This is a genomic window from Micromonospora ferruginea (genome assembly GCF_013694245.2).
In the GTDB taxonomy this organism is placed as follows: Bacteria; Actinomycetota; Actinomycetes; order Mycobacteriales; family Micromonosporaceae; genus Micromonospora; species Micromonospora robiginosa.
The window spans coordinates 4,208,685-4,235,205 of record NZ_CP059322.2 but is presented as its reverse complement, the minus strand read 5'-3'; the positions used below and the strand labels follow the sequence as shown (position 1 = coordinate 4,235,205).

Genomic DNA, 26,521 nt, shown 5'->3' with positions numbered 1-26,521 from the left:
TTCAGTCGAGGCCGAGGTCGCGGCGCAGCTTGGCGACGTGTCCGGTGGCCTTGACGTTGTAGAAGGCCCGCTCGATCTTGCCGTCGGGGTCGATGACGAACGTCGAGCGGATCACGCCGGTGACGGTGCGGCCGTACGACTGCTTCTCGCCGTACGCGCCGTACGCGGTCAGCACCGCCTTGTCCTCGTCGGCGACCAGCGGGAACGTGATCGCGTCCCGGTCGCGGAACTTGGCCAGCTTCGCGGGCTTGTCCGGCGAGATGCCGACCACCTCGTAGCCGGCGGCCTGGAGCGAGGCGAGCGAGTCGCGGAAGTCGCACGCCTGCTTCGTGCAGCCGGGCGTCATGGCGGCCGGGTACGCGTACAGGATGACCGTGCGGCCGCGCAGGTCGGCCAGGGACAGCGTGCCGCCGTCGTCGGTGGGGAGGGTGAAGTCGGGGGCGGGGTCGCCGGGGTTCAGGCGGTCGGTCATGCGGGAACGATACCGCCGCGCGCGTGTCGGTGGCCGACGGCGACGCGCGGCCCACGGTGATCAACACCATCCCTTGTTGCAAGGGATTGGCAACAACGCCACGGTGGAAATAGGCTCCCGGTGTGGAAACCCTGGCGATGCACATCTCCAACGGGATCATCGACGGTCCCGTTGCCGCGATCTTCGCGGCCTTCGCGCTCGCCGCGCTCACGTTCTGCGTGCTGCGCGGCCGGGCCGACCTCGACGACCGGCTGGCGCCGATGGCCGGCCTGGTGGCCGCGTTCATCTTCGCCGTGCAGATGCTGAACTTCCCGATCTTCACCGCCGGGGTGAGCGGGCACCTGCTCGGCGGCGCGCTCGCCGCGCTGCTGGTGGGCCCCTGGGTGGGCGCGCTCTGCGTGGCCGTGGTGCTGGTCGTGCAGGCACTGGTCTTCGGTGACGGCGGCGTGGCCATGCTCGGCCTGAACATCACCAACATGGCGATCCTCGGCACCGCCGCCGCGTACCTGCTGATCGCGTTGCTGCTGCGGGTGCTGCCCCGTACCCCGGCCGGGCTGGCGGTCACCGCGTTCGTGTCCGCGCTGGTCAGCGTCGTGGTCGCGTCCCAGGGCTTCGTCCTGCAGTACTGGCTGGGCGGCACCACCGACCTCGGCGGCAACCTCGGCGGGCTGGCCGGCACGATGGCCTTCGCCCACCTGCTGATCGGCATCGGCGAGGGCCTGATCACCGCGACCACCGTGGTCACCGTCGCGAAGGTCCGCCCCGACCTGGTGTACGCGCTGCGCGCCCTCAAGCCGGCCGCGCCGGCTCCCGCCGTCCCGGTCGCCGGAGGTGTCCGATGAGCAAGCGTTCCTGGCCGTTCCTCCTCGGTGGCCTGCTGGTCGCCCTGCTGCTGGCCGGTGTGGTCAGCAACTACGCCTCGTCGCACCCGGACGGGTTGGACTCGTCGCTGCTCAAGGGCTGCACGGTGAACGCCGACGACGAGATCACCGGCGGCAGTTGCCCGGCCCAGCAGGCCAGGGACCACGAGCTGTCGGACAGCCCGCTGGCCGACTACGGCGTGCGGGGCGTCGGCAACGACTTCCTCTCCACCGGCCTGTCCGGGGTGCTCGGCGTGCTGCTCACGTTCGCGGTCGGCGGCGGCCTGTTCTGGCTGGCCCGCCGCCGCACCCCGGCTCGCGCCGACAGCGCCGTCCCGGCGGGCGTCGGCGCGACCGGTCCGGCGGTCGCCGACGAGCCCGACCCGGCGAAGGCCGCCACGACGACCGGCCCCACCGGCGGGACGACCGCGTCCCCGTCGGCCGGCGACCGCTGAGCCGGGGAAGCAGACGATGGGCGCCGGGCACGCGCACGTGCTCTACCGCGAGTCCGGCTCGCCGGTGCACCGCCTCCCGCCGGAGGTGAAGATCGCCGCCATGGTGCTGTTCACCGTGGCGGTGGTCGCCACCCCGCGCGAGGCGTACTGGGCGTTCGGCGGCTACGCGCTGCTCGTCGCCGTGGTCGCGGCGCTGGCCCGGGTGGGTCCGCGCTGGCTGCTCGCCCGGGCGTTGATCGAGCTGCCGTTCGTGCTGTTCGCGTTCGCGCTGCCGTTCCTCGGGGCGGGGGAGCGGGTCGACGTGGCCGGGCTGAGCCTCTCCGTCGACGGGTTGCACGGGGCGTTCAACATCCTGGCCAAGGGCACGCTCGGCGTACTCGCGTCGCTCCTGCTGGCGGCGACCACGACGACGCGTGACCTGATCCTCGGCCTGGACCGGCTGCGGTGCCCGCAGGTGCTCACCCAGATCGCCACGTTCATGCTGCGCTACCTGGACGTGCTGGTCGGCGAGGCCCGGCGGATGCGGGTGGCCCGGGTGTCCCGGGGCGACGACCCACGTTTCCTCTGGCAGTTGCGCGGCTTCGCGGCCGGCGTCGGCGCGCTCTTCCTGCGCGCGTTCGAGCGCGGCGAGCGGGTCTATCTGGCGATGGTCTCCCGTGGCTACACCGGCCGGATGCCGGCGGTGTGGCAGGGGGCCGGCGCGGCCACCGCCGGGCAGTGGGCGGTCGCCGCGACGGTCCCGGTGATCGCGGCCTCCATCGCCGCCGCCGCGCTCGTCCTGCAATGATCGGGTACGTGCAGCAGCCGCCCTCCCTGGACGTCCGTGGCGTCCGGTACGCCTACCCGGACGGTCACGTCGCCCTGCACGGGGTGGACCTGACCGTGCCGCGCGGGGACCGGGTGGCGCTGCTCGGGCCGAACGGCGCCGGCAAGACCACGCTGGTGCTGCACCTCAACGGCATCCTCACCCCGACCGAGGGGACGGTCGAGGTGGGCGGGCTGGCCGTCACCCGCGACCGGAACACGCTCGCCGAGGTGCGCCGCCGGGTCGGCATCGTCTTCCAGGACCCGGACGACCAGCTCTTCCTGCCCACGGTGGCGGAGGACGTCGCGTTCGGCCCGGCGAACCTGGGGCTGCGCGGGGCGGAGCTGGCCGCCCGGGTGGACGAGGCGCTCGCCGCCGTCGGGATGGCCGAGCACCGGGGCCGGGCGCCGCACCACCTGTCGTTCGGGCAGCGCCGGCGGGTGGCGGTGGCCACCGTGCTGGCCATGCGCCCGGAGATCCTGGTGCTGGACGAGCCGTCGTCGAATCTGGACCCGGCGGCCCGGCGGGAGCTGGCGGAGATCCTGCGCGCCCTGCCGGTGACCCTGCTCATGGTCACCCACGACCTGCCGTACGCGGCCGAGCTGTGCCCCCGGTCGGTGATCCTGGACGGCGGCCGAATCGTCGCCGACGCCCCCACCCCCGCCCTGCTCACCGACCCCGAAACCCTGGCGCGCCACCGCCTGGAACTCCCCTACGGCTTCGCCCCACCCCTGCCCCACCCCTGACCCCCACCCCACCCCCGGGCCCCCTCGCCGCCCCCGGGCGCCCCTCGCGGCGACCCCCTCGCGGCGTCGATCTTGCAGTTTCGGCCCCATTGATGCGCCTTATGCACTGTTTTGCCCGGGCCGAAAGTGCAAGATCGACGGGCCGGGCCGGGCCGGGGCGGGCGGGCCGGGGCGGGCCGGGGCGGGCCGGGCGGGCGCGGCCGGGCCGGGGCGGGCGCGGCCGGGCCGGGGCGGGGCGGGGCGGGGGTGCGGGTCAGGGGTTTGGGTTAGGTGGGGGCGGGGGTGGTGCGGGCGGTGGTGCGGAGGCGGAGCAGGCCGGCGGCCACCGCGCCGGCACCCGTCGCCAGCGCCACGGTGACCAGGACGCGCACCAGCCCGGCGGGGCCGGCCGCCGGGGGGACCGAGCGGGACAGCGCGGCGAGGTTGGACACCCCGGCGAACAGGGTCAGGCAGGCGCCGGCCAGCGCCAGCGTGAAGTCGGCGGCGGGGCGGCGGGCCAGCGCGTACGCGCCGGCGGCGAGCGCCCCCAGGCCGGTCAGCAGCGTCCACACCTGACCGGTGACCAGCTCGGCCAGCAGCCCGCCGGCGCCGGGGGAGCCGGTGTCGAGCGCCCGGCCGACGGTGAGCGCCACGGTCGCCGCACCGCCCAGGGCGAGCAGCGCGCCCACCGCGCGCAGCGCGCGCACCCCGGCCGCGGTTCCGCCGGGCACCAGCCCGGCCGCGCCGACCACCAGGAAACCGAGCGTCGCGGCCACCCACCACGGGTACGGGTCGGGCGGCGGCACCCAGTCCAGCGTGCCGCGTACCTCGGTCGCGGTGTCACCGGCGCGCAGCGGCACCACCCAGTCGCGGACCCGCTGCTCGCGGCCGGGGTCGGCGGCGACGGCGGCGGGCGGCGCGTCCTCACGCCACAGCGTGCGCTGGTCGTGCCAGCGGTAGGTGGGTCCGTCGGCGATCCGCCGCCAGGCCGGCGCGGCGGCCGGGTCGGCCTCGGCCGGGAGCCGGGTCTCGCCGGCGATCGTGCGGTTCAGCCAGGTGGCGGGGGAGCGGCTGTTCTCGAACACGCCGGCCGGCCCGATCCGCAGGTACGGCTCGCCGGAGTAGCCGAGCACGGTGACGTCGACGCCGCCGCGGTTGGTCAGCTCCAGCCGCGCGCCGGCCTCCACCATCCGGGCGGTCAGCCCGGACCGCTCCGGGCCGATGCCGGTGACCGCGCCCCGGTAGTCGGTGCCGTCGGGCGCGTCCGCGCCGTGCGCGGCGGCCGGCGCGGCGAGCGCCAGCACGGCGGTGGTCGCGACGGCGACCACCAGCGCGGCCCGGCGCAGCGGTACGGGGATCACCTGCCGGCCGCCGCCACGGCCGCCTTGATCCCGTCCGGGCTCTTGTCCTGCACCTCGGTGCCGTTGACCTTGATGGTGGGGGTGCCGGTCACGCCGGACTTGCTCGCCTCCTCGGTCACGTGTTCGGTCCACGACGTGTAGGTGCCGTCGTTCACGCAGGAGGCGAAGTCGTCCCGGTTCAGCCCGACGCCCGCGCCGATGTCGATCAGCTCGTCGTCGCTGAGCCCGGCGCTGCCCTCGGCCGGCTGCCGGGCGAAGAGCTGGTCGGTGAACTCGCGGAACTTGCCGCCCTTGGCCGCGCAGCCGGAGGCGGCCGAGGAGCGGGTGGAGTACTGCGTGGTGGAGAAGCGGTTGAGGAACGCGACCGGGTGGAAGACCAGCTTCGCCTTGCCCTCGCTGACGAGCTGGTTGAGGGTGGCGCCGTTGGTCTGCTGGAACTGCTTGCAGATCGGGCAGAGGTAGTCCTCGTAGAGGTCGACGGTGACCGGGCCGCTGCCGGAGACGATGCCGGTGCCGGCGTCGTTGGCGCCGGGCGGTGCGGTGAAGCCGTCCGACTTCTGCGAGGAGTAGACGGCCCAGCCGATGCCGCCGGCGATGACCAGCACCAGCACCGCGGCGATCGTGGTCCAGAGGGTGCGCTTGCGGCGCTTCTCCCGGGCGATCTGCTCGCGTACCACCCGGGCCGCGTCCCGGCGTCCCTTGCGACTACTCATCGTCGTCCTCCACGGTGTCGCCGGCCAGCCACCCGTCCACCGAGAACGGGGTGCGGGGCCAGATCAGCAGGAACCCGGCCAGCGCCAGGAACCCCAGGTCCCGGAGGATCTCCGGGAGGTAGCTCGGGGACTCGCCGGCGCCGAGCTGGCCGCCGCTGCCGAAGCACCCGCAGTCGATGGCCAGGCCGCGCGCCCAGGCCGAGGCGATGCCGGCGACGAAGACCACCAGCAGCGCGGCGGAGACGCCGGCGCCGACCCGGGTGGCCAGGCCGACGAGCAGGAGCAGGCCCAGGGCCAGCTCCACGAACGGCAGCGCCGCGCCGATCACGGTGGCCAGGTCGTACGGCATCACCTGGTAGGCGTTCACGGCGCGGCCGGACGCGGCCAGGTCGCCGACCTTGGCGCCGCCGGCGATCAGCCAGACGGCGGCGAGCCCGAGGCGGGCCGCGACGCCGAGCCAGTGCCGCAGCGCCGGCCAGCGCCCGGCCGGGGTGGTGGAGGGGGTCACGGTCATTCGTCGTCCGGCGGCCACGGATGGTTCCCGCTATCCGGCCAGCGTGTCGCCGACGGCGTCGACGAGTTCGTCGCGGGCCCGGGCGACCCGGGAGCGGATGGTGCCCACCGGCACCCCCTCCACGTCGGCGGCCTCGGCGTAGGACAGGCCGAGCAACTGGGTGAGCACGAACGCGGACCGCCGCTCGGCGGGCAGCCGCCGGACCAGGTCGACGGCGCCGAACTGGCCGGCCGGGTCGGGGTGGGGCCGGTCGGTGGCGGCCTGGGCGGCGAGCCGCTCGTCGAGCCGGCGGCGCCGCACCACGGTGCGGAGGTGGTCGGCGCAGGTGCGCCGGGCGATGCCGAGCAGCCAGGTGCGGGCCGAGGACCGGCCCTCGAAGCCGGGCAGCGCCCGCAGCGCCCGCAGGTAGGTCTCCTGGGTCAGGTCGTCCGCGCTGTCCGGGCCGACCAGGGCGGCGACGAAGCGCCAGACCTCGGCCTGGGTGGCCCGGACGAAGGCGGCCTGCGCCTCTCGGTCACCCTGCCGCGCGGCGAGCGCCCAGCCGGTGGCCGCCTCCCGGGCAGCCTGGGCGCCCGCCCGGAGGCGGTCGGCGGCGGTGTCGCGCGGGGCGGGGATCACGTCAGACGAGGTTACGCGGCGTACCTGTGCGGGACAGGGTCCTTCGGCCCATTCCGTGGTCCCGCACACGCCGGGAACTTTTCCCATCCACCCACCGACTACCCGATCATGGCCTTCGAGCGGGTGCGGCGTGGCGTGCGCCCGCGCGCCCGCGGGAGGTCGGCTCGCCGGGCGCCGCGCGGTTCGGGAACCATGGCGGTCATGACTGCTGCCGTACGCCGCCCGCCCGGGGCCCTCGCCGCCCGCTCCGGGACCGTCGCCGGGCTGCTACTCCTCCTGGTCTCGCTGCTGCTCGCCCCGGCCACCCCGGCCAGCGCCCACGCGGTGCTGGTGAGCAGCAGTCCCGCCGCGTCCGCCGTGGTGCCCGAGGCGCCCGCCCAGGTGGTGATCACCTTCAGCGAGAGCGTCCGCAAGGTGCCCGGCAAGGTGCGGGTGATCGCCCCCGACGGCTCCCGGGCCGACCGGGGCGAGCCGACGTTCCGGGGCGGTGAGGTCACCATCGGGGTGGACCCGTCCGCCGGGCGCGGCACCTACCTGGTGAGCTACCGGGTCATCTCGGCGGACAGCCACCCGGTCTCCGGCACCTTCACCTACTCGGTGGGCGCGCCGTCCGAGCCGCCGTCCGACTCCGGCTCGGACAACCGGGCCAACCCGGTGACCGAGAACGCGGTGAAGGTGACGAAGTACGCCGGCTACGTCGGGTTGCTGCTGCTGGTCGGCCCGGCGCTGGTGCTGGCCGCGCTCTGGCCGCGCCGGCTGTCCCGCCGCGGCCCGGGGCGGCTGGTCTGGGCCGGGCTGGGCGTGCTGGTGGTCGCCACGCTCGCCGAGCTGTGGCTCCAGGTGCCCTACACCAACGGCGGTGGCCTGTTCGACGTCACCGGGTCGGGCCTGGGCGACGTGCTGGGCAGCGCGTACGGCACCACCCACCTGGTCCGGCTGGGCCTGATCGCGGCGGCGGCGTTCCTGCTCCGCCCGCTGCTCGCCGGGCCGATCGGCCGCACCGACGGGATCATCCTGGCGGTCCTGGGCGGGGCGACGCTGTTCACCTGGCCGCTGGCCGGCCACCCGGCCGCGTCCCCGGCCCCGGCGGTCTCCGTGGTGGTGGACGCCGTCCACCTCGGCGGCATGGCGGTCTGGCTGGGCGGCCTGGTGATGCTGGCGGCGTTCCTGCTGCCCCGGGCGGACGAGCGGGAGTTGGACGCGATCCTGCCGATCTGGTCCCGTTGGGCCGCGCTGGCGGTGGCCGCGCTGCTGCTCGCCGGCACCGTGCAGGGCCTGATCGAGGTGGCCAGCCCGAAGGCGCTCGTCGACACCACGTACGGGCGGCTGCTGCTCGCCAAGATCGTGCTGTTCGCGCTGGTGATCGGCGTGGCCGCGTACTCCCGGGCGCTGGTGCGGCGGCGGGTCGCGGCCGGCCGGCCGGGCGCGATGCGGCGGGCGGTGGTGGCCGAGCTGGCGATCACCGCGGTGGTGCTGGGCCTGTCCGCGACGCTGGTGCAGACCACCCCGGCGCGCACCGCCGCCGCCGACGTGGCGGGCGCGCCGAGCGGCTACTTCTCCACCACGCTGAGCAGCCCGATCTACTCGCTCCAGGTGGAGCTGGACCCGGCCGAGACCGGCAACAACTCGCTGCACCTCTACGCCTACACCAAGGACAACCGGCCGCAGGCGGTGCAGGAGTGGAAGGTGACCGCCGCGCTGCCGTCGGCCGGGATCGAACCGATCAATGTGCCGCTGCTGCCGCTGAGCGACAACCACGCCACCGGCGAGGTCAGCCTGCCGGCCCGGGGTGACTGGCAGCTCCGCTTCACCGTCCGTACGTCCGACATCGACCAGGCCACGGTGACCGCCACCGTGCCGATCAAGTAATGGAAGGTCCCATCTGATGATCCGTCTCCGGCGTCCCGCGACCGCCGCCGCACTGACTCTCGCCGCCGCCGCGGCCGTGCTCGGCCTGGCCGGGCCGGCCTCGGCGCACGTCACGGTCAACCCGCAGGAGGGTACGCAGGGCGGCTACGGCCGGTTCGCGTTCCGGGTGCCGAACGAGAGCGACACGGCGTCGACCGTCAAGGTCGAGGTGAACCTGCCGGAGAACGCGCCGGTCGGCTCGGTCTCCACCATGCCGGTGCCGGGTTGGACGGTGGCCGTGGAGAAGCGCAAGGTCGACCCGCCGGTCGAGGTGCACGGCAGCCAGCTCACCGAGGCGGTCTCCAAGCTCACCTTCACCGCGGCCCCCAACGGCGGCGTGAAGCCGGGCGAGTTCCAGGAGTTCCCGGTCTCCATGGGCCCGCTGCCGCAGGTCGACACCATGGTGTTCAAGGTGCTGCAGACCTACTCCGACGGCAACGTCTCCCGCTGGATCGAGGAGCCCACGGCGGGCGCGGAGGAGCCGGAGAACCCGGCGCCGGTGCTGAAGCTGGCGGCGAAGGCCGCGTCGCCGGGCGCCAGCGCGCCGGCCGTCGCCGCGGCCGACGACGACGATGACGACGACGCCGACTCCGGCGCGGCCACCGCGTTCGGGGTGGCCGGTCTGGTCGCCGGCCTGGCCGGCCTGGTGCTGGGCGGGCTGGCGTTCGCGCGTACCCGGCGGGAGCCGGCCGCGAAGTCCTGAGCGGCGACTCGGCACCGGCCCGGCGGATCGTCCGCCGGGCCGGTGTGCGTTCCGCGGCCGGGTGAGGCGGATATCCGGCGATCGGCCGACCGGCGTCGGTAAGGTCAGCCGGGTACTCGGCTACCGGGAGGGACGAATCGAATGCGTTTCGTGCGCACGATCACCGGCATGCTGCTGCTGGCGGTGGGATGTCCGGCGCTGCTGGCGGGCGCCGGTCTCTGGTTCGCCGCCCGGCACACCGATCCGGCCGGCGGCTTCGCCGCCCGCGTCGGTGGGCTGGACCTGACGCTGCGGGGCGGTTGGTTCCCTGGCCTGGCCGGGGCGCTGCTGGCCGGCGGGACGCTGCTGGTGCTGCTCGCCGTCGTGCTGCTGCTCCGCCCGCACCGGCCGCGCGAGGTGGTCTTCGTGGTCGAGCCGGACCAGGTTCCGGTGCTGGCCGGGCGGCTCGGGATCAGCTCGCTGAGCGGGCTGGGGCGGCAGCCGGGCCCGGCGTCCCGGCGGGAACGGCAACTGGTCGCCGTCGGCCCGTCGCCCGCCGGGCGGACCCGCGCCGCGATCTCGCCGGCACCGCCGAGCGACCGACGACGCTGACGGCCCTCCGCGCTGCCGACGCGGAGGGCCGTCATCACCGGGGGTTATTCGGTGCTACCTGGGAGAAAACTGAGGTAGTTGAGACCAGATTACCGCCGAACGGCATCGTTCGCGAGATCTGTCCGTTTAACGAACACCGCGGACCGGTGGCGGACCGGCAGCACGGCCAGCAACAGCAGGCTGAGCAGCACGTAGGCGTTGCGGACCACGAAGTCCACCGGATCGTCGGTGTGCACCGTCCCGGTGCCCCAGTCCTGGAACGTCACCACCCCGTACACGATCACCACGCCCGTGGCGGCGGCCAGCGCGAGCAGGCCACGGCGCCGCCGGACGCCGGCGGTGGTCGTCCGGTCGGCGTCCAGCGCCGCGTCCACCAGCACCACCACCGCCGGGATGAACCAGTAGAGGTGGTGCGTCCAGGTGATCGGCGAGATCAGGCCGCCCACCAGGCCGGTCAGCGTGAGGCCGACCAGCGCGTCCCCGGCCCGCGCCGCGCGCGCCGCCCGCCACAGCCCGAACCCGGCGATCAGCAGCGCCAGCAGCAGCCACACCGACCGGCCCGGCTCGGCCGGCGCGGTCATCCGGCTGAGCAGGCCGAACAACGACTGGTTGCCGGTGTAGTCGGTGCGCCCCACCCGGTCGGTCGTCCACAGCTCGTGGGTCCAGAACCGCCACGAGTCGTCCGGCGCGACCGCCGCCGCCAGCAGCGTGGCCGCCGTCGCGGTCGCCGCCGCGACCGCCGCCGCCCGCCACCGCCGGGCGGCCAGCAGGTAGATCACGAAGATGCCCGGGAAGAGCTTGAGCGCCGCCGCCAACCCCACGCCCACGCCGGCCCAGCGCCGCCCCTGGGGTACGGCGAACAGCAGGTCGGCGAGGATCAGCACCACCAGCAGCATGTTGATCTGACCGAGTGTGATCGTCTCGCGGGTGCTCTCCACCGCCAGCACCAGCAGCACGGCGACCGTCAGCCCGAACCCGCGCGGCAGGTGGTGTCGCCGCAGCACCGGCAGCACCAGCCAGCGGGTGGTCACCACCACGCCGGCCAGCGTCAGCACCACGAAGGCGGCGATGGCGACCCCGAGCGGCAGCAGCGCGAACGGCCGCAGCAGCAGCGCCGCGAACGGGGGATAGGTGAAGTAGAGCGCACCCTGCACCCGGTCCGGCTGGACGTAGTCGTAGAGCGGGTGACCGGCCGCCCACCAGTCCATCGCCCGCATGTAGATCTTCAGGTCGTAGTAGTCGTGCCGCAGCGCGGGCAGGTAGAGCGCGGGCAGCAGGGCGGCCAGCGCCAGCACCGTGACCACCCGCCGAGCCGTACGCCCGCCCCTGTCGTCCGGGGCGACGGCGGGTGGGGCGACGGGTTCGGCTGGCACGGGGAAACCCTAGCGGTCCACCTGGCCGACCGTGCCGAGGCGCGGGCGCGTCGCCGGCGCGTAGTCTGTTCCGGTGGCTGATCTTCTCGTCTGGATCGATTGTGAGATGACCGGGCTCGACCTGCGTCGGGACGCCCTCATCGAGGTCGCCGCGCTCGTCACCGACCCCGACCTGAACGTGCTCGGGGACGGTGTGGACGTGGTGATCCACGCCGACGACGCGGCGCTGGACGGCATGCCGGAGATCGTGCGCACCATGCACGCCAAGTCCGGCCTGACCGAGGAGGTACGCCGCTCCACGGTCACCCTGGCCGAGGCCGAGGACATGGTGCTCGACTACGTCACCAGCCACGTGAAGGATCCGCGCACCGCGCCGCTGTGCGGCAACTCGATCGCCACCGACCGGGGCTTCCTGGCCCGGGACATGACCCGGCTCGACGCCCACCTGCACTACCGGATGATCGACGTCTCCTCGATCAAGGAGCTGTGCCGGCGCTGGTACCCGCGGGTGTACTTCGGCCAGCCGCAGAAGGGCCTGGCCCACCGGGCGCTGGCCGACATCCGGGAGAGCATCCGGGAGTTGGAGTACTACCGGCGGACCCTGTTCGTGCCGCTGCCCGGGCCGGACGTGGAGACCGCGAAGGGGATCGCCGCGCAGCTCTGAGGCGCGGGCCGGAACCCGGTGGACGGGGTCGGGCGGGGTGTGGCTATTATTGGTCCGCGCACCGCCCGGGTCGACCGGAGCGGCGAGCATGGTGGCTGTAGCTCAGTTGGCAGAGCACCGGGTTGTGGTCCCGGTTGTCGTGGGTTCAATTCCCATCAGTCACCCCAACGACGAAGCCCCCTCCTCCGGGAGGGGGCTTCGTCGTGTACCGGGTGTCAGGCGGTCGGCTCCGGGCTGGGCGTCACGTCGCCCGTCGGCTCGTACGGCAGGGCGCTGCCCTTGACGTACTCGTCCCAGCTCATGTTCCAGTCGGTCCAGCCGTTGCCGTTCTGCAGCTTCCGCTCGGTGCCCTTGACCGTGATCGGGTCGCCCATCCGGGTGTTGGTGAACAGCCAGTTGCCGTCCTTCATCGAGACGTTGACGCAGCCGTGCGAGACGTTCGTCTTGCCCTGCACCCCCTCTGACCAGGGCGCGGCGTGGATGAACTCGCCGCCCCAGGTGAGTCGCTGGGCGTAGTCGATCTCGGTGCGGTAGCCCTCCTCCGGGCCCAGCTCCTCCATGGTGTCGAAGACGGTGTGCCGGAGCTTCTCGATCACCACCATGGTGCCGCTGGAGGACGGGGTGCTCTTCTTGCCCAGGCTCACCAGGATCGTCTTGATCGCCTTGCCGTCCTTGGTGACGGTCATCCGCTTGGTGCGGTTGTCCACCGTCATCACGAACGACGGGCCGATCTTGACGTCGACGGTCAGGTCGGAGCGGCCGTACCAGCCGTCGCCGAGCGGCAGCCCGGCCGCCTGCACCTTGTACGAGACGGTGCTGTTGGCCTTCCAGAACGTCTTCGGCCGGTAGTGGACCTCGGTCGGGCTGATCCAGCGCCAGATGCCCTCCTGGGCCGGCGTCGCGGTCACCGTCATCCGGCGCTGCATGTCGTCGCGGTAGTCCGGCGGGATGGCCCGGCCGAACTTCACGATCAGCGGCATGGCCACGCCGACGACCTGGTTGTCGCCGAGGAAGCTGGTCACCCGCACCTGCTTGGCCGGCTTCGCCATGGTGGTGAACGTGCTGGTGGCGGTGGCCGGCTTGCCGTCGTCGCCGGTGGCGGTCACGGTCGCCGTGTAGGTCTCGGCGTAGGCCAGCGCGGCGGCCGGCTGCCAGCTCTTCCCGTCCGCGGCGAGCGTGCCCTCGACGACCTTGCCGGCGCCGTCCTTCAGCTCGACGGCGGTCTGCTGCGCCTCCGTGGTGGAGAAGGTGATGGCGGTGGTCGCCGGCACGTCCTTGGCGTCGGCGGCCGGCTCGCTGATGGTGGCCGCCGCCTTCGGGGCCTTCTCGCCGCCGTCCCCGCCGCCCTGCCAACTCGACGGCTTGTCGCCGCCGCCGGTGCAGGCGGACGTCAGGGCCATGGCGGCGGCGAGCACCGCGGCGGCGAGAGCGCGTCGCCCGCCGCGGCGGGTCCTCCCGCCCCGGATCGGTACGTCCTGGCCAGCTCGCATGATTACCTCACAAGTGTGGTGCCCGGTCCCCATCGTTCTCTGGTGAGACGCGCTGAACCGATGACCAGTTGCCGGGAGTGAACCGGAACACCCCGGTGATGATGTAACGATTCGGTTGTCGTGCGGCGCTTCGTCGGGGGGACGACTCCCGGCGGCTGCCGGGAGAAGCGCGTCCGACCACGTTACGCCGATCAGAACGGTGAGTCCTGGCCGCCCTTCGGCACCGGCAGGGCGCTGCCGGCGACGAACTGCGACCAGCTCATGCTCCACGCCGTCCAGCCGTTGCCCGGCACCAGCCGCCGTTCCGTGCCCTTCACCGTGATCGGGTCCCCGACCAGCGTCTTGCCGAACAGCCACCGGCCCTCGGCCATCGAGACGTTGACGCAGCCGTGCGAGACGTTGCGGCGGCCCTGCACCCCCTCGGACCAGGGCGCCGCGTGGATGTACTCGCCGCCCCAGGTGATCCGCTGGGCAAAGTCGATCTTCGTCACGTACTGGTTGTTCGGGTCCGGCTCGTCGCGGGTGTCGAAGACCGTGGACTCCTTCTTCTCCATCACCACCATGGTGCCGCTGGAGGAGGGGGTGCTCTTCTTGCCCAGGCTCACCGGCAGGGTGCGGACCACCGCGCCGTTCTCGGTGACGGTCATCCGCTTGGTCGCGTTGTCCACCGTCATCTCGAACGCCCGGCCGATCTTCGCGGTGGCGCTCCGGTCGAGGTTGCCGTAGCGGCCGTTGCTCAGCGGGATCCCGGCCAGTGCCAGCCGGACCGTGATCGTGGTGCCGGTCTTCCAGTATTCCGGGGCGCGGTAGTAGGCCTGCGTGCCGTTGTCGAGCCAGTGCCACGCGCCGGGCTGCGGCGGGTCGGTCTGCACGAACATCCGCTTCTGCACCGCGGCCCGGTCCTTCTTCGGGATGCCCGGGGAGAACTCGGCGACCACCGGCATGGCCACGCCGTAGGTCTTGCCGCTGAACAGGTAGAGCCCGGAGCCGACCATCGACTTCGGCTTGGCCATCGTGGTGAACGTGCTGGTGCCCTGGTGGCTCGCGCCGTCCTTGCCGGTCCCGGTGACCGTGGCGGTGTACTTCGTGCCGTACTTCAGCGGGGCCGACGGCACCCAACTGGTGCCGTCGCGCCGCATCCGTCCGCTGACCGCGGCGCCGGCGGCGGTGGTCAGCACCACCTTCGACACCGTGCCGCCGCCGGGGATCCGCGCGCTGATCTCGGTGCTCGCCGGCCGGCCGGTCGCGCCGTCGGCCGGGGTCACCGCCAGCGGCGGCGCGGCGGAGGCGGCGTCGCTCGGCGCGGCGCTCGGGTCCGGCGCGGTGGACGAGACGCCACCGACCTCCTGCTGGCCGGGCACGAAGGCCGGCTTCTCCTCGTCGCCGCCGCACCCGGTCAGTGCCAGCGACGCCGTGAGGACCAGGACGCCCACCATCGCCCCGGCCCGCGCGAACCTGCCCATGCCCACCCCTGTCGTAGCGTGCCTGGCGGACATCGTGCCCCATCGACGCCATGCCGCCCCGCCCCGGATCGACGCGACCGGGGTTTTTAGGTGCTTTTGCCGGTTAAGCTCGTCCGAAGGGTGGAGCCCGGTATCGGATTGGAACGCCCCACAGCGGGCATGCTAAGGTTCTTCCCGTTGTCAGCGAGCGCCGCTAGCTCAACTGGCAGAGCAGCGGACTCTTAATCCGCGGGTTCGGGGTTCGAGTCCCTGGCGGCGCACCAACGAGCAAGGCCCTGATCCGGCACCTCCGTGCCGATCGGGGCCTTTTTCGCGTATGCGGGCGGTGGTCACAGCTCGCCGGTAATCGTCGGGCCTCTCGCGACACAAGCCAGGGTGAGGTCGCCGAGGCAGTGGGGGTTCGGGTGGGTCCACCGAAAAACAGGGACGCGGGCTGGTTCACTGGCCTCTACGCCGCCGAGTACGCGAACGTTGTGAGGTACGGGCTGCGCCGGCTCGGAGACTCCGACGCGTCGGCTGAACTCGCCCAAGAGGTCTTCGTCGTCGCCTGGCGCCGTCGCGACGAGGTGCCGGACCGCAGCCTGCCCTGGCTTTACGGGGTGGCCCGGCGGATCCTGGCGAACCACTGGCGGTCTCGGCGCGGCGCGCCCGACGTCCTGCCCATCGCCTGCGCCGATCTGACCCGGGTCGCCGGCTCGTCGGGTGCCGACACCACGGTAGGGATCGCCGATGTGCGGGCCGCGCTGGCCGTCCTCAGCGAACTCGATCAGGAAATTCTCCGGCTGATCGGCTGGGAGGAGTTGACAGTGTCCGAAGCGGCTCAGGTTCTCGCCTGCACTCGCGCGACCGCCGCGGTGCGCCTGCATCGCGCCCGCCGCCGCCTCGCCGAGGCGATGTCAGACCGGTCCGCGCAGTCCCGACGTCCCGTGTTGGCGACCGCGCGAGAGGAACTGTGATGTTCGGAGTAGAACGCACCCGTGGTCTCCTCGGTACGGTCGACCCGGCCCGGGCCGTCGCCGTAGCGCCGCCGCCGGTCTCGGCGGACGAACTGATCAACCGCGCCGACGCCACCGGCAGGGTCACCCTGCGTCGTCACGTACGCCCGACTCGCCGGCTGGTGCTGACGGCGGGGACGCTGGCGGTCGCAGTCGGTGCCGTTGGAGTTCTCCAGCCGCTCGACAGGTCCTCCCCGGACGGCCCGGGTGGGCCCGGTAGCGCAGCGGGAACGGTGCTCGTGCCGGTCTCGTACCAGTTCGACGCGAACCCGCCGGAGGCTGGCCCGCAACTGCGCGCGCTGGCCGGCACGATCAAGGACGCGAAGTACGACCACCTCGGCGGGCGCTTCATGTACCACCACACGAAGGTGTGGGGCGATCCGGTGATGACCTCCGCCGACGGCCGTCACCATGTGGCCTTCGCTGGCGAGACGAAGGTCTGGCAGGCCGCGGACGGGACCGGTAGCCAGCTCAACAAGCAGTTGGAGCCGGAGTACCCCGATCAGGGGTCCCGCGACTACTGGCAGCGCAAGCTGGACGCGCGTCCGGCGATCGACGCCTCGGCGGTTCCGGCCGTGATTCCGCTGCCGCCCATGGAACTCACGCCGCCGTCGGCCGACCCGTCGCGGCTACGCGAACTGCTCAAGGCCGAGTACGGGCCGGGCGCCGCGAGCAAGGAGGTCAGCGGTGTCTACGCGCAGTTCGTCGTACCGCGCGCGGTGCGGGCGGAGATCCTGCGGGTCCTCGCCGACGTGCCAGGCTTCCGCTGGCGGGGGCAGGTGACGGATCGGGCTGGTCGGAGTGGGGTTGCCGTCACCTTCGACGACCGTGAGAACGATGCGCAATCTCTCCTGATCTTCGACCCGACGACGGGCGAGCTGATCGCCGACGAGCGACTCACGCTGTCGCCCGTGCGGATCAGCGCGTACCAGGTGATCCTCGACGCTGCCTGGACCGATCGAGTGGGCTGAACGTCGCACATCCGGGCCGCTCACTCCCGGGAGCGGCCCGGCCTCGGGTCTCGACGCCGTGGCCGGCCGAGCCGCGCGCGTCGATCAGCGGAGGGCCGGGATGTCGTGGAGCTGATCGGGGCGAAGTCTCTCCCGCATGACGCCCGGTGGCCGTTCCCGGCCGGACAGGCACGTGACGACCTCCTCGGGCGTGATCGCGAGATCGACGCTGAAGTCATGATCTGCGTAGGGCAGCGCCTCGTCGAGGAGTTGGCTGCCGTGGATCGTGGTGGCGACGGCGGTGTCCCCGCTCACGAGACCGGCCTCGATCAGGAGTGCGATCTCCAGGTCGGAGTAACCGGCTCCCTTGCCGACTCGTACGCCGTCCCGGCGGCTGATCGCGACGCTGCCACACACGATCAGGTCCACCGGTCGCATGTCCTCCACACCGACAGTCGGGGCGACCTCGGCTGCGCCGGCGCTCGTGGCGGCGGTCTCGAATGGAACGGTCAGCACCGCCGGGTCGAGCAGGTAGAAGGGTTTGGGCGTGGCGAGCCGAGGGACCGCCATGTAGAGCAGCTTGCCCTCGCGTAGAGCGCGTACCCGGACGGGTAGCTGGGCCCGGTCCGGATTGCACTTGACGACGCGTGCCCGCTGCCAGGCCGCCTGATCCGCGAGCCGGGCGGCAGCCTCCTCCTTGCCGGTGAAGTTCGGAATGTGACCGTGCACCCCCGGTGGCGCCGCACCCTCGCGTTCGAGAACCTCCCAGACGCGTTGCCGAACGGACTGCTTGGCCTGGTCGATGCTTAACACGCTGTCGCTCCTACGGGGTCATGAGGCAGTGAAGTCGATCCTTCGCGTCCTGGACCGCGGATCGGTCCCGCCACGGACGCAGTTGGCGGGCTGCGGTGAAGGCGAGATTGAGGCCACCTCCGGCCCGGGTTTGCTCGATGACGTCGATGGCCTGATGCAGGTAGTAGATGGCCATGTCGAGGTCGCGGTGCCGGATGCAGGCGAGGGCGAGATTGCCGAGGACGACGGCCGTCGACTTGCGGCGCTCGGCGATGAGCTGGTGGGCGGTCCTCAACGACGCGATCGCGTCGGCCGGCCTGTCCAATGACAGCCAGCAGGAGCCCGCGAGCCGCGCCTGGTGGCTGGGGCAGTACAGAGCGGAGGCCGGATCCTGCGTATCCATGGTGGCGAACTGCTCCTCGGCGCTGCCCAGAGCCTCGGAACAGTCTCGTGCCTGGCCGAGCATCGCATGTGCCTCGGCGCGGTGCAGATGGGCGAGGCCGGTGAGCACGTGGCTGTCGCTCACCGAGGCGGCTTGCGCGGTCAACACGATGGCAGCGGTTGGTCGTTTCACGCCGTAGAGCGCGAGGTAGCTCTTGCGGAGCAGCGCGTTGGCCTGAGCGACCGGGTCGCCGGCTTCCTTCGCGGCGTCGATCGCCTGGTCGAAGTACGCGGCACTGGCGGCGTGGTCGTGTCGCTGGGTGGCGTCCCAGACGAGTTGGCCCAGGAGCGTGGCTGACTCGGCGAGCGTCGCAGCCAGGTCGCGCCGGACCGGACCGGCGGCGTGTTGGCGAAGGACGCCCACCTGGCCGTGCACCTGCGAGGCCTCGGCGAGGAGGAGCGCGGAAGGCGTCCGGTCGTACCGCTCATCGAGCTGCCGCACCTGCTCCCGCAGGTGACCGACGGTGATCAGGTCCACGTGGCCCGGCCGGCGAAGCGCGTGGTCGAGACGCTCGTCGGGCGACGGGGGCGGCTGGGCAGCATCGGCCAACAGATCCGCCAGTTCCTCGACGGACACCCTGAGGGCAGTGGCCAGATGGGGACGGTGCCAGGGCTGGGGATCGGTCTCGGCCCGCTCCCACCGGACGACGGTGGAGCGATCCACGCCGAGGATCTCGGCCAGGTGCTCCTGACTGAGGCCGACCGCTTTGCGGCGCTGCGCCAGTCGATACCGGCGCCGACCGGTTCCGCGCCGGCTGCCTCCGCCGTGGTGCGTCACCACCCCATTCATCCAGCTTCCGTGACTCAGCGCAATGGCGATGCATCAGTTCTGCGTCATCGTCGCCATGGGATTCGCGGCGGATCGGAGCTTGAGTTGAGTGAGGGAAGCCGCCCGTGCCCCGGCGAGCCGACCACCGGTCGTATCGAAGAAGGGTGCCGGCATGGTGAGAGAACAATCGGTGCCGGGCAGGGTGGAGCATCTGCCGATGCGTCCGCTCTGGCTGTGCCGCAGGTGCGGGCAGCCGTGGCCGTGCGGGGCGGCGAAGGTGACGCTCGTGGCCGACTACCGGGACAGCCCGGTCAACCTGTTTCTCTACCTGGCCGGTCACCTGCACGAGGCGATAGACGACCTGCACCGGCTGAATCCGAGCCTGACCGGCAGTGCCGCCGACATGTTCGACCGGTTTCTCGGCTGGCCCGCCCGCCGCGTCCACGCCTATCGGATCCCGCGTCCGGGGTCGGCCGTCGGTGGCGGAGAGAGCCAGGATTGTGGGTGACCGCTCGTGCTGCTGGTCGCCGGACCAGGCCCGTGAGGACCGGCGGCGCGTCCCCGTCGCGATCCTCACGGCGATGGTCGTCGTCGGCGTGCCGACACGACGGACCGCAGAGTCGCCGGTGAAGGCCCCACAGCCGTCGAGGCGGGCCCGGTGCGGCCGGACCCGCCTCGACAGGGCTCAGGTCACCAGGTCAGCGGGAGGGTGCCGATGAACCGGGTGAGCGCGCCGGCGAGCAGTTGGTCGTCCCGCCGGGACGGGTGCCAGTCGCAGCCGAGCTTGTCCAGGCCCAGGGCGTTGTCGTCGTAGTAGAGCGAGCGGATGCGGGTGTCACCCGCGTCGGCGCGGGTCCGGACGACCTGCTGGACCGAGGCGGCCAGCGGGGTGTTGCCGAGGTCCGGGTAGGTGAGCACGATGAACGTGTTCGGGCCGTACCGGGCGCGCAGCTTGTCGAGGAAGCCCAGATAGGCGCTCCGGAAGTCGGCGGCGAGTTGCTCGGGCGTGCTCCACCGCTCGCCGGCGTTGAGCGCGGTGGAGAAGTCGTTGATGCCCAGGCCGACGACGACCACCTGCGGCTTCCAGGTGCCCGGGTTCTGCCACACCGTGCTGTTCCACAGTGCCTGGAGATCGGTCTCGTAGTAGGTGCGGAAGTTGTCCGTGCCTCCGCCGTTGTAGTTGCGCACCATGCCCAGGCCGGACCAGGCGATGAGCTGGTGGTCGGCGTTCAGGCTCTGCGCGGTCAGGGCGCCGAAGGTGACGTCGGCGTTGGAGTTGCGGGTGACGCCGCCGTTGCCGGAGCAGTCGCGGGTCGTCGACATGTTGCCGTAGCCGGCCGTCCAGGAGTCGCCGATGAACTCGATCTGCCGGCTGCGGGCGGCCGGCTTGGCCAGGATCGCGCCGCCGGGGGCGGCGACGAGCCCGCCGAACTCGCCCGCCGCCCACGGGCTCTCGGTGCGTTTGACCAGCCGTACGGTGTGGTCGGCGTCGGAAAGGTTGCGGACCCAGTAGGTGGTCTGGCCGGGGGTGACCAGGGTGGCGACCGTCGTGCCGTCGACCTGCACGGCGTAGTCGTTCTGGCTGTCGTTGAGGACGATCCCGACGCCGGTCCCGCGGAACCGGCCCTCGAAGTAGGTGCCGGGCCAGGTGTACTGGACGCTGTTGCCCGCCGGCCGCACCCGCCCCACGGTGTGCGTCTGCGCCAGCACGTCGGAGGCCGGCGGCGGGGTGGTCGGCGGCGGCCCGCCGGTCGGTGGCGGGCTGGTCGATGGCGGGCTGGTGGGCGGTGCGCTGGTCGGTGGTGGCGCGGTCGTGGTGGGGGCCGGGCGGCCGGTGCACGGCACGCCGTTGAGCGCGAAGTCGATGGGCGCCGGGTTCGACGTGTTGTTCCACGAGCCGCTGAACCCGAACTGGGCGGTGGCGCCGGTGCCGAGGCCGCCGTTCCAGCTCGCGTTGGTGACGGTGACCCGGCCGGCGGACTGGGTCGCCGTGCCGTTCCACGCCTGCCCGACCACCTGCCCGGCGGTGAACGACCAGGTCAACCGCCAGCCGTTCAGCGGGTCGCCGAGGTTGCTGACGTCGACGTTCGCGCCGAAGCCGCCGGGCCACTGGCTGGTCACCGTGTAGGTGACCCGGCAGCCGGCGGCGGCCTGCGCGGAGACGGCGGAGGTGAGTGCGGCGGCCACGGCGACGGCGGCGGCGGTGAGCACCGCCGCCGCCGACCGGAGCCGGGTACGCGTGAGTCGCATCTGTGCTCCTGGGGAGGACGTGTTACGAGCCGGCGCAGGTGATCCCGCTCGGGGCCGGTGAGCTGCTGCCGTTGGCGAGGAAGCCGAAGGTCGTCGACCCGCCGGCGTTGAGGGTGCCGTTGTAGGCGGCGTTGCGGATGCTGACCGCGCCGGTGCTGCCGGTGGCCACCCCGTTCCACACGTTGCTGATGCTCTGCCCGCCGGCCAGGGTCATCCGGACCGTCCAGCCGCTGACGGCCCGCGTGCTGCTCACGGTCACCTCACCCTGGAAACCGCCGGTCCAACTGCTGACCAGCCGGTAGGTGGCGGTGCACGTCCCGGAAGGATCCGGCGGAGGCGTGCTCGGCGGCGGGGTGGTGGGCGGCGGCGTGCTCGGCGGTGCGGTGGTGGGCGGTGCGGTGGTGGGCGGCGGAGTCGTGGGCTGGCCGCCGTCCGGGGCGACCGCCCGACCGGTGGCCGGGGAGATCATGCCGGCGCAGAGACCACGGCTCGACAGGTTGCTGACGATCCGGGGGATGGCGGCGACGGTGTTCGCCGGCCAGTCGTGCATCAGGATGGACTGCCCGGCCTGGAGCCGGCTCGCGTTCTGCACGATCTGGTCGGTGCTGGCGTTGTTCCAGTCCTGGGAGTCCACGTCGGCGTTGATCTCGGTCAGCCCGAACTGGGCCTCGACCGCGCGCAGCGTCGCGTTGGACTCGAGGTAGGGCGGCCGGAACAGCTTGGGCGCCTCGCCGGTGGCCTGCTGGATCGCCTGCTGGGTCTGGGAGATCTCCGAGGTCATCTGCGCCTGGCTGAGCTGGGTCATGTGCGGGTGCGTCCAACTGTGGTTGCCGACCCACATGCCGGCGTCCCGCTGGGCCTTGGCGAGCGCCGGGTTGGCCTGCACGTTCTGGCCGACGTTGAAGAACGTCGCCCGTACGCCGGCGGCTTTGAGGGTGTTGATCAGCGTGGTGGTGTTGCCGGCGGTGGGCCCGTCGTCGAAGGTCAGCGCCACGTAGCCGGTGCAGGCGGCGGCCATCGAGGGCGCGGCCGTGACGGCCAGTCCGGAGGTCACCGCCGTCAGCAGTGCGGCGGCGGCCGCCACCGCCATCGGGCGACGTGAGGGTCGGGTCGGGGCAGCCGTCGGTCCGGCTGGGAAGGGTGTCATCGAGGTTCTCCCGCTGGCGTTCGAGGTGCTGCTCGTCGCCCTGCGGATCACGTCGCCCGGAGTCGGTCCGCATCGCCTCGGCGTGGCGCTGGCAGCGATGTCCTGTCGGTGGCCACGGTTCGACCCGAGGCCAGCCCGGCTCCGGTGCGATTATGTCGTCTCACTTCGACGATCGTCAATCGATGCGGGGAACGGTTCGCGCAGCGTGAACGCCTCGGCCGACGGCCCGCTGCGCCGCAACGCCGCCAGCTTGCCGGCCGCCTCCTCGATGGACGGCAGCGTGCCGGCGGGGATCCACCACAGCACCAGGTGCTCGGCGTCGAGCGGGACGAACCACTCCCGCCGTCGGCGCATCGGCTCCAGGTGCGCGGTCCGGTAGACGAAGGCGCGCAACGACTCGACCGACTCCCAGACGGTCAGGTTCACGATGACGTCCGGCTCGAACGGCCGGAACGCGGTCGCGTCGCCGGAGTCGTCCTGGAGGCGCCAGACGTAGCCGGGGGAGCGTTCGGCGAGGTCGTGGATCTCGGGCAGGCGGGCGACGAAGTCGGCGAGGTCGGGGCTGTCGATCGGGGCGCGCAGCCGGGCGATGTTCAGTTGCGCGAGGTGATGGTCGCTCATGGAGCCAGACTACCGTCTATGTCAACGATGATTGTTTTTAGAATGGATCGCCACGCAGCAACCGGTCGGACCCGGGTCGAGACGCACCACGTGGCCGCCGTCGCCCACCACCGCCTCGAGCATCGCCAGGTTCAGCCCGCAGACCAGCCCGGGGTGCGAGTGCGCCAGCGCGTCGAACGGGCAGTTGCGCAGCCGGACCGTCCGGTCGCCGTCCTGGTACGGCTCGTAGCCCAGCTCCGCCAGCCGCGCGACCGCGTCCCCGCCGGCGAGCTTCGCGCCCTGCGCGGCGGCGGCGGCGTACGCCGCCGGCTCCGCGCCGACCCGCTCCACCGCGCTCGCCAGCACCCCGGCCAGCAGCCGGTAGTCGCGCGGCGGCACCGACACCGTGTGCTCCGCCGCCGACCGGCGGTACACCTTCGCCGGCCGCCCCGCCCCGGGCCCACCGGCGCGTGGCGCGTTGGCCGCCTCCAGCAACCCCGCGTCGGTCAGCTTGTCCAGGTGGAAGGCGGCCAGGGTGCGGCCGATGCCGACCGCCTCGGCCACCTCGTTGCGGGTCACCGGCTCGGCCCGCGCGGCGACGTACTCGTAGACCGTCCGGCGCACCGGCTCCCGCAACGCGGCGATGGCCTCCAGCGACATGCCCCCGACGCTACCCGCCGGCCCGTCCGACCGACCGGTCCCCGACAGTGCGCGGGAATCCCGGCCCGGCGCCCCTACAGTCCCCACCATGACGTGGACGCTGCGCTCGGTGACCGGGCTGGCCGTACTGCTGACGGCCCTGGCGGCGTCGGCGGCGAGCGCCGTCGCGGCGCCCGCCGACGACGGCCTCGGCCTGGCGCTGCGCCCCGGGCAGGCGGACTACCGCACCGGCGACCAGGTCCGCCTGGACCTCACGGTCACCAACTCCACCGGCTCGGCGTGCGCGCTGGCCACGGGCGCCGTCGGCACCGCCCAGATCACCGGGGTACGCCGGGACGGGCGCGACCTCACGCCGGTGCTCGCCCGCAGCTTCCACGACGACGGGATCACCGCCGCGTCCGGTGCCGGCCTGACCACCGTCGAACCCGGCGCGACCGCGACCGTGGCACTGACCGGCATCCGGCTGCACGACGGCGACGGCCCCGGTGAACTGGTGCTCCGCTCGGTGGCCGCGACACCGGACGGCGGCGGTCTGGACACGCTCTGGCCGGTCGGCACCCCCGGCCGGTACGAGGTCACCGCCGGCTACGTGACACTGCCGGTCACCGGCGCGACGAACCTGTGCCTGGGCGCGACGGCGCTGCGGACCACCACGTTCACGGTCGGCGACGGCGGCGCGCCCGCCCGCCGCTGGCTGTGGGCGGCCGCCGGAGGGGCACTGCTGCTGGTGCTGCTCCTGGCCGCGCTGGTGGTCCTGCTGCGGTCGCGCCGCCGGCCGACCGCCGCCGCGGTGGCCCTGCTGCTGGTGGCCGCCGGCGCGCTGGTCGGCGGTGCCCGGCCGGCCCGGGCGGACTACTCGGTCGACCCGACCGGGGGCGTGCCGGTCAGCGGCGTCGACTTCCAGGCCGCGGTCGACGGCTGTCTCAAGGGGTTCGCCGAGGCGGGCGGCGACCCGTCCGGCCTGCTGCCCCGGCTCAGGGACAAGAATTCCCCGAAGGTGCGGATCGTGCCCACCCCGGGCGGCTCGGGCGCGTTCGAGACGCCGGAGAGCGCCGACGGCAAAGGCTCGTCCACGGTCACCTGGAACCCCACCTCCACCGACGCGTACGAGGACGGGGTGGCCCGCGATCCGTGCGCCGCGCTCTACCACGAGCTGAACCACGCCGACGACATCTCCCGCGACAAGGTCCCGCCGGGACAGTGCGGGAGCACCGGCATCCCCACCGCCGAGGTGAAGGCGACGCTCGCGGAGAACCGCTACCGGGCCGCGAAGGGCCTGCCACCGCGCACCCAGTACAAGGGAAACCCGCTGCCGAAGAGCCTCGACGAGTGCAAGAAGCCGCCGAAGAAGACGCCCCCGCCGAAGGGGCCGGTGAAACTCTGCGAGAACGGCGCCGACTGCGGCGGCAGCAACGGCGACCCGCATCTGGTCACGTTCGACCGGGTCGCCTACGACTTCCAGGCCGTCGGCGAGTTCACGCTCGTCGCCGCCACCGGCGGCGACCCGCTGGAGGTGCAGGTCCGGCAGGCCCCGATGGCCGGCACCCGCACCGCCTCGGTCAACTCGGCGGTCGCGTTCCGCGTCGGCGCCCACCGCGTCGCGCTCACCCTCACCGGTGGCGCCACCTGGGTGCACGTCGACGGCGCGCCGCTCGCCGCGCCGCCGGAACGCACCGACCTGGCCGGCGGCGGCACCCTCACCCGCCGCCCCTCCGACACCGGCGCGACCGACGGGTACGACGTGACGTGGCCGGACGGCTCCGCCGCCGCGGTCGACCAGATCGGCCGCTACGGCTACCGGGTGCTCGTCCGGCTCGCCGACGCCCGGGCCGGCAAGGTGCGCGGCCTGCTCGGCGACTTCGACGGCGACCCGGGTGACGACATCGCGCCCCCCACCGGCCCCGCCCTGGCCCAGCCGGCGCCCTTCGCCACGCTCTACCCGGCGTACGCGGACAGTTGGCGGATCACCGCGGACCGCTCGCTGCTGCACTACGACGACGGGGAGGACACCGGCACCTTCACCGACCGGAGCTTCCCCGAGCGGGAGGTGACCGCCGGCGACCTCGACCCGGCCCGGCGTGCCGCCGCCGAACAGATCTGCCGGTGGGCCGGCATCACCGCGCCCGGGCCGCTCGCCGAGTGCGTCTTCGACGTCGCCGTCAGCGGCCGTCCCGAGTTCGCCGTCGCCGGCGCGACCACCGAACGGATCGCCCCGCCCACCGGCGCGCCGATCACCGCCGTGCCGGTCGCCACCGCCAGCCTCACCCCGGGCGGCGAGCCGCTGACGTTCCCCGGCCGCGCCGGTGACGCCGTCTTCGTCGACGTCACCGCGCCCGGCATCGCCGACCGCTGCTCGCCGTACCAGCTCGCCGACCCGGACGGGCGGGAGATCGCCGGCGGCTGCAACATCAACGGCGCCGGCTACGTCGACCGCGTCGACCTCACCACCACCGGCACGTACACGCTGCGCGTCGCCGCCGCGCCCGGCGACACCGGCCGCGCCGCCGTGCGCGTCTACGCCGCCAAGGACAGCGGCGGCACCCTGGAACCGAACGGCGCGACCGTGACCGCGTCGATCGCGCAACCCGGCGCCCGGGCGCGCTACCGGTTCACCGGCCGCAAGGGCGAACGGGTCTTCGTCGACGTGCCGCAGAGCACGCTGACCGACCAGTGCTCCCCGCTGGAGCTGCGCGACGCCGAGGAGAAGGTGCTGGGCAGCGGCTGCGTGATCAACGGCGTCGGCGAGGTCGACGGCACGGTCCTGCCCGCCGACGGGACGTACACCGTGGTGGTCGACCCGGTGGAACGCGGCACCGGCACGGCCGCGCTGCGGCTGGTCACCAGCCGGGACCGCGACGCGACGATCACCGTCGGCGGCCCGCCGGTGGTCGCGGACGTCGACCGGCCCGGCGCGGTCACCGGCTACCGGTTCACCGCCGCCGCCGGCACGTCGGTGACCGTGACCGCGACCGCCGCGACGCTGCCCGACCAGTGCGGCGTGCTGGCGCTGCGCGCGCCGGACGGCAGCACGCTCACCACCGGCTGCGTGATCAACGGGAGCGGCGGGATCACCGCGACCACGCTGCCGGCGGCCGGCGTCTACACGCTGCTGGTCGACCCGTCGGGGACGGCGACCGGGCAGGTCACGCTGGCCGTGCGATGAGGTGACCCCTGCGTGCACGGGCCGGCGCGGGGGCTGCTA

At 73.2% G+C, this 26,521-nt stretch carries 26 protein-coding genes and 2 tRNA genes; 14 read left to right on the top strand and 14 right to left on the bottom strand.

All coding sequences use genetic code 11. The features are described from left to right. Position 1: 1 nt before the first annotated feature. Positions 2-472 (bottom strand): thioredoxin-dependent thiol peroxidase, encoded by a 471-nt coding sequence (gene bcp, locus H1D33_RS18320; RefSeq protein WP_181571983.1) that lies wholly within the window; start codon positions 470-472, stop codon positions 2-4. Between the two features lie 122 nt (positions 473-594). Between bcp and H1D33_RS18315 the strand changes: the two genes are divergently transcribed. Genes H1D33_RS18315 through H1D33_RS18300 form a run of 4 tightly spaced genes read left to right on the top strand, consistent with a single transcriptional unit; the run spans position 595 to position 3,338 of the window. Beyond that, entirely contained in the window at positions 595-1,314 is a 720-nt protein-coding gene (locus H1D33_RS18315; RefSeq protein WP_181571984.1) for an energy-coupling factor ABC transporter permease, read from the top strand. Next, on the top strand, positions 1,311-1,787 hold the full coding sequence (locus H1D33_RS18310; protein WP_181571985.1) for a PDGLE domain-containing protein: 477 nt from the start codon (positions 1,311-1,313) through the stop codon (positions 1,785-1,787). Before H1D33_RS18315 ends, H1D33_RS18310 begins: the two co-directional genes overlap by 4 nt. Before the next feature lie 16 nt (positions 1,788-1,803). After that, positions 1,804-2,574: a cobalt ECF transporter T component CbiQ gene (gene cbiQ / locus H1D33_RS18305; RefSeq protein ID WP_181571986.1), complete on the top strand. Its 771-nt coding sequence runs from the start codon at positions 1,804-1,806 to the stop codon at positions 2,572-2,574. Next, positions 2,571-3,338, top strand: coding sequence for an energy-coupling factor ABC transporter ATP-binding protein (locus tag H1D33_RS18300; protein WP_307755209.1), 768 nt, complete (start codon positions 2,571-2,573; stop codon positions 3,336-3,338). The genes cbiQ and H1D33_RS18300 overlap by 4 nt, the downstream gene beginning before the upstream one ends. A 266-nt stretch (positions 3,339-3,604) precedes the next feature. Here the strand turns inward: H1D33_RS18300 and H1D33_RS18295 are convergent, their stop codons facing one another. The 4 genes from H1D33_RS18295 to H1D33_RS18280 are packed head-to-tail and all read right to left on the bottom strand — an operon-like array spanning position 3,605 to position 6,523. Next, positions 3,605-4,678 (bottom strand): hypothetical protein, encoded by a 1,074-nt coding sequence (locus tag H1D33_RS18295; protein WP_246412027.1) that lies wholly within the window; start codon positions 4,676-4,678, stop codon positions 3,605-3,607. Next, positions 4,675-5,391, bottom strand: a complete 717-nt coding sequence (locus tag H1D33_RS18290; RefSeq protein WP_181571987.1) for a DsbA family protein — start codon at positions 5,389-5,391, stop codon at positions 4,675-4,677. Before H1D33_RS18290 ends, H1D33_RS18295 begins: the two co-directional genes overlap by 4 nt. After that, entirely contained in the window at positions 5,384-5,905 is a 522-nt protein-coding gene (locus tag H1D33_RS18285) for a MauE/DoxX family redox-associated membrane protein (protein ID WP_181571988.1), read from the bottom strand. The genes H1D33_RS18290 and H1D33_RS18285 overlap by 8 nt, the downstream gene beginning before the upstream one ends. 30 nt (positions 5,906-5,935) lie before the next feature. After that, the gene (locus H1D33_RS18280) at positions 5,936-6,523 is read right to left on the bottom strand and encodes a sigma-70 family RNA polymerase sigma factor (RefSeq protein WP_181571989.1); all 588 of its coding nucleotides are present in this window, start codon (positions 6,521-6,523) and stop codon (positions 5,936-5,938) included. Between the two features lie 201 nt (positions 6,524-6,724). On the opposite strand from H1D33_RS18280, the gene H1D33_RS18275 reads away from it, so the two are divergent. The 3 genes from H1D33_RS18275 (at position 6,725) to H1D33_RS18265 (ending at position 9,725) form a co-directional block, all read left to right on the top strand. Then, on the top strand, positions 6,725-8,392 hold the full coding sequence (locus H1D33_RS18275) for a copper resistance CopC/CopD family protein (RefSeq protein ID WP_414685424.1): 1,668 nt from the start codon (positions 6,725-6,727) through the stop codon (positions 8,390-8,392). Positions 8,393-8,408: 16 nt separating this feature from the next. Continuing rightward, entirely contained in the window at positions 8,409-9,134 is a 726-nt protein-coding gene (locus H1D33_RS18270; RefSeq protein WP_181571991.1) for a YcnI family copper-binding membrane protein, read from the top strand. A gap of 141 nt (positions 9,135-9,275) precedes the next feature. After that, on the top strand, positions 9,276-9,725 hold the full coding sequence (locus H1D33_RS18265) for a hypothetical protein (RefSeq protein ID WP_181571992.1): 450 nt from the start codon (positions 9,276-9,278) through the stop codon (positions 9,723-9,725). Between the two features lie 89 nt (positions 9,726-9,814). Here the strand turns inward: H1D33_RS18265 and H1D33_RS18260 are convergent, their stop codons facing one another. Next, entirely contained in the window at positions 9,815-11,098 is a 1,284-nt protein-coding gene (locus tag H1D33_RS18260) for a glycosyltransferase 87 family protein (RefSeq protein WP_181571993.1), read from the bottom strand. Positions 11,099-11,171: 73 nt separating this feature from the next. On the opposite strand from H1D33_RS18260, the gene orn reads away from it, so the two are divergent. Together orn and H1D33_RS18250 are read left to right on the top strand one after the other, a co-directional pair. Then, positions 11,172-11,762 (top strand): oligoribonuclease, encoded by a 591-nt coding sequence (orn, locus tag H1D33_RS18255; protein WP_091063613.1) that lies wholly within the window; start codon positions 11,172-11,174, stop codon positions 11,760-11,762. Between the two features lie 91 nt (positions 11,763-11,853). Continuing rightward, a tRNA-His gene (locus H1D33_RS18250) sits at positions 11,854-11,929 on the top strand. 48 nt (positions 11,930-11,977) lie between these two features. On the opposite strand, the gene H1D33_RS18245 is transcribed toward H1D33_RS18250, so the two are convergent. Both H1D33_RS18245 and H1D33_RS18240 read right to left on the bottom strand, forming a co-directional pair. Further along, positions 11,978-13,252 (bottom strand): L,D-transpeptidase, encoded by a 1,275-nt coding sequence (locus H1D33_RS18245; protein WP_181571994.1) that lies wholly within the window; start codon positions 13,250-13,252, stop codon positions 11,978-11,980. A 191-nt stretch (positions 13,253-13,443) separates the two neighbouring features. Then, entirely contained in the window at positions 13,444-14,715 is a 1,272-nt protein-coding gene (locus H1D33_RS18240; RefSeq protein WP_181571995.1) for a L,D-transpeptidase, read from the bottom strand. Between the two features lie 187 nt (positions 14,716-14,902). Here H1D33_RS18240 and H1D33_RS18235 point away from each other — a divergent pair. The 3 genes from H1D33_RS18235 (at position 14,903) to H1D33_RS18225 (ending at position 16,681) form a co-directional block, all read left to right on the top strand. After that, a tRNA-Lys gene (locus H1D33_RS18235) sits at positions 14,903-14,978 on the top strand. Positions 14,979-15,119: 141 nt separating this feature from the next. Then, entirely contained in the window at positions 15,120-15,671 is a 552-nt protein-coding gene (locus H1D33_RS18230; protein ID WP_181571996.1) for an RNA polymerase sigma factor, read from the top strand. After that, complete coding sequence (locus H1D33_RS18225; RefSeq protein WP_181571997.1) at positions 15,671-16,681, top strand: CU044_5270 family protein; 1,011 nt, start codon at positions 15,671-15,673, stop codon at positions 16,679-16,681. The genes H1D33_RS18230 and H1D33_RS18225 overlap by 1 nt, the downstream gene beginning before the upstream one ends. An 84-nt stretch (positions 16,682-16,765) precedes the next feature. On the opposite strand, the gene H1D33_RS18220 is transcribed toward H1D33_RS18225, so the two are convergent. Further along, positions 16,766-17,473, bottom strand: coding sequence for a 5-formyltetrahydrofolate cyclo-ligase (locus tag H1D33_RS18220; protein WP_181571998.1), 708 nt, complete (start codon positions 17,471-17,473; stop codon positions 16,766-16,768). Positions 17,474-17,483: 10 nt separating this feature from the next. Continuing rightward, positions 17,484-18,683, bottom strand: coding sequence for a helix-turn-helix domain-containing protein (locus H1D33_RS18215; RefSeq protein ID WP_181571999.1), 1,200 nt, complete (start codon positions 18,681-18,683; stop codon positions 17,484-17,486). Positions 18,684-18,834: 151 nt separating this feature from the next. Here H1D33_RS18215 and H1D33_RS18210 point away from each other — a divergent pair, with 151 nt between their 5' ends. Then, positions 18,835-19,170, top strand: coding sequence for a hypothetical protein (locus tag H1D33_RS18210; RefSeq protein WP_181572000.1), 336 nt, complete (start codon positions 18,835-18,837; stop codon positions 19,168-19,170). A gap of 182 nt (positions 19,171-19,352) precedes the next feature. On the opposite strand, the gene H1D33_RS18205 is transcribed toward H1D33_RS18210, so the two are convergent. From H1D33_RS18205 to H1D33_RS18190, 4 genes are all read right to left on the bottom strand, one after another. Next, the gene (locus H1D33_RS18205) at positions 19,353-20,912 is read right to left on the bottom strand and encodes a cellulose binding domain-containing protein (protein WP_181572001.1); all 1,560 of its coding nucleotides are present in this window, start codon (positions 20,910-20,912) and stop codon (positions 19,353-19,355) included. Between the two features lie 22 nt (positions 20,913-20,934). After that, on the bottom strand, positions 20,935-22,002 hold the full coding sequence (locus H1D33_RS18200) for a polysaccharide deacetylase family protein (protein WP_246412029.1): 1,068 nt from the start codon (positions 22,000-22,002) through the stop codon (positions 20,935-20,937). 207 nt (positions 22,003-22,209) lie between these two features. Next, positions 22,210-22,680 carry a DUF3291 domain-containing protein gene (locus tag H1D33_RS18195; protein ID WP_181572003.1) on the bottom strand — a complete coding sequence of 157 codons (471 nt, stop codon included), beginning with the start codon at positions 22,678-22,680 and terminating at the stop codon, positions 22,210-22,212. Positions 22,681-22,701: 21 nt separating this feature from the next. Then, a complete protein-coding gene (locus H1D33_RS18190; protein WP_181572004.1) occupies positions 22,702-23,319 on the bottom strand; it encodes a helix-turn-helix transcriptional regulator in 618 nt (205 codons plus the stop codon). An 88-nt stretch (positions 23,320-23,407) separates the two neighbouring features. Between H1D33_RS18190 and H1D33_RS18185 the strand changes: the two genes are divergently transcribed. After that, positions 23,408-26,482 carry a VWD domain-containing protein gene (locus H1D33_RS18185; protein ID WP_181572005.1) on the top strand — a complete coding sequence of 1,025 codons (3,075 nt, stop codon included), beginning with the start codon at positions 23,408-23,410 and terminating at the stop codon, positions 26,480-26,482. Positions 26,483-26,521: the final 39 nt, after the last annotated feature.

Excerpts from the sequence above, each read along its gene's own strand:
- H1D33_RS18195 (WP_181572003.1), bottom strand. The coding sequence starts at position 22,680 with ATGAGCGACCATCACCTCGCGCAACTGAACATCGCCCGGCTGCGCGCC.
- cbiQ (WP_181571986.1), top strand. The coding sequence starts at position 1,804 with ATGGGCGCCGGGCACGCGCACGTGCTCTACCGCGAGTCCGGCTCGCCG.
- H1D33_RS18285 (WP_181571988.1), bottom strand. The coding sequence starts at position 5,905 with ATGACCGTGACCCCCTCCACCACCCCGGCCGGGCGCTGGCCGGCGCTG.
- H1D33_RS18265 (WP_181571992.1), top strand. The coding sequence starts at position 9,276 with ATGCGTTTCGTGCGCACGATCACCGGCATGCTGCTGCTGGCGGTGGGA.
- H1D33_RS18210 (WP_181572000.1), top strand. The coding sequence starts at position 18,835 with ATGGTGAGAGAACAATCGGTGCCGGGCAGGGTGGAGCATCTGCCGATG.
- H1D33_RS18310 (WP_181571985.1), top strand. The coding sequence starts at position 1,311 with ATGAGCAAGCGTTCCTGGCCGTTCCTCCTCGGTGGCCTGCTGGTCGCC.
- H1D33_RS18200 (WP_246412029.1), bottom strand. The coding sequence starts at position 22,002 with ATGGCGGTGGCGGCCGCCGCCGCACTGCTGACGGCGGTGACCTCCGGA.
- H1D33_RS18245 (WP_181571994.1), bottom strand. The coding sequence starts at position 13,252 with ATGCGAGCTGGCCAGGACGTACCGATCCGGGGCGGGAGGACCCGCCGC.
- H1D33_RS18225 (WP_181571997.1), top strand. The coding sequence starts at position 15,671 with ATGTTCGGAGTAGAACGCACCCGTGGTCTCCTCGGTACGGTCGACCCG.
- bcp (WP_181571983.1), bottom strand. The coding sequence starts at position 472 with ATGACCGACCGCCTGAACCCCGGCGACCCCGCCCCCGACTTCACCCTC.
- H1D33_RS18290 (WP_181571987.1), bottom strand. The coding sequence starts at position 5,391 with ATGAGTAGTCGCAAGGGACGCCGGGACGCGGCCCGGGTGGTACGCGAG.
- H1D33_RS18240 (WP_181571995.1), bottom strand. The coding sequence starts at position 14,715 with ATGGGCAGGTTCGCGCGGGCCGGGGCGATGGTGGGCGTCCTGGTCCTC.
- H1D33_RS18185 (WP_181572005.1), top strand. The coding sequence starts at position 23,408 with ATGACGTGGACGCTGCGCTCGGTGACCGGGCTGGCCGTACTGCTGACG.
- H1D33_RS18215 (WP_181571999.1), bottom strand. The coding sequence starts at position 18,683 with ATGAATGGGGTGGTGACGCACCACGGCGGAGGCAGCCGGCGCGGAACC.
- H1D33_RS18205 (WP_181572001.1), bottom strand. The coding sequence starts at position 20,912 with ATGCGACTCACGCGTACCCGGCTCCGGTCGGCGGCGGCGGTGCTCACC.
- H1D33_RS18275 (WP_414685424.1), top strand. The coding sequence starts at position 6,725 with ATGACTGCTGCCGTACGCCGCCCGCCCGGGGCCCTCGCCGCCCGCTCC.
- H1D33_RS18270 (WP_181571991.1), top strand. The coding sequence starts at position 8,409 with ATGATCCGTCTCCGGCGTCCCGCGACCGCCGCCGCACTGACTCTCGCC.
- H1D33_RS18300 (WP_307755209.1), top strand. The coding sequence starts at position 2,571 with ATGATCGGGTACGTGCAGCAGCCGCCCTCCCTGGACGTCCGTGGCGTC.
- H1D33_RS18190 (WP_181572004.1), bottom strand. The coding sequence starts at position 23,319 with ATGTCGCTGGAGGCCATCGCCGCGTTGCGGGAGCCGGTGCGCCGGACG.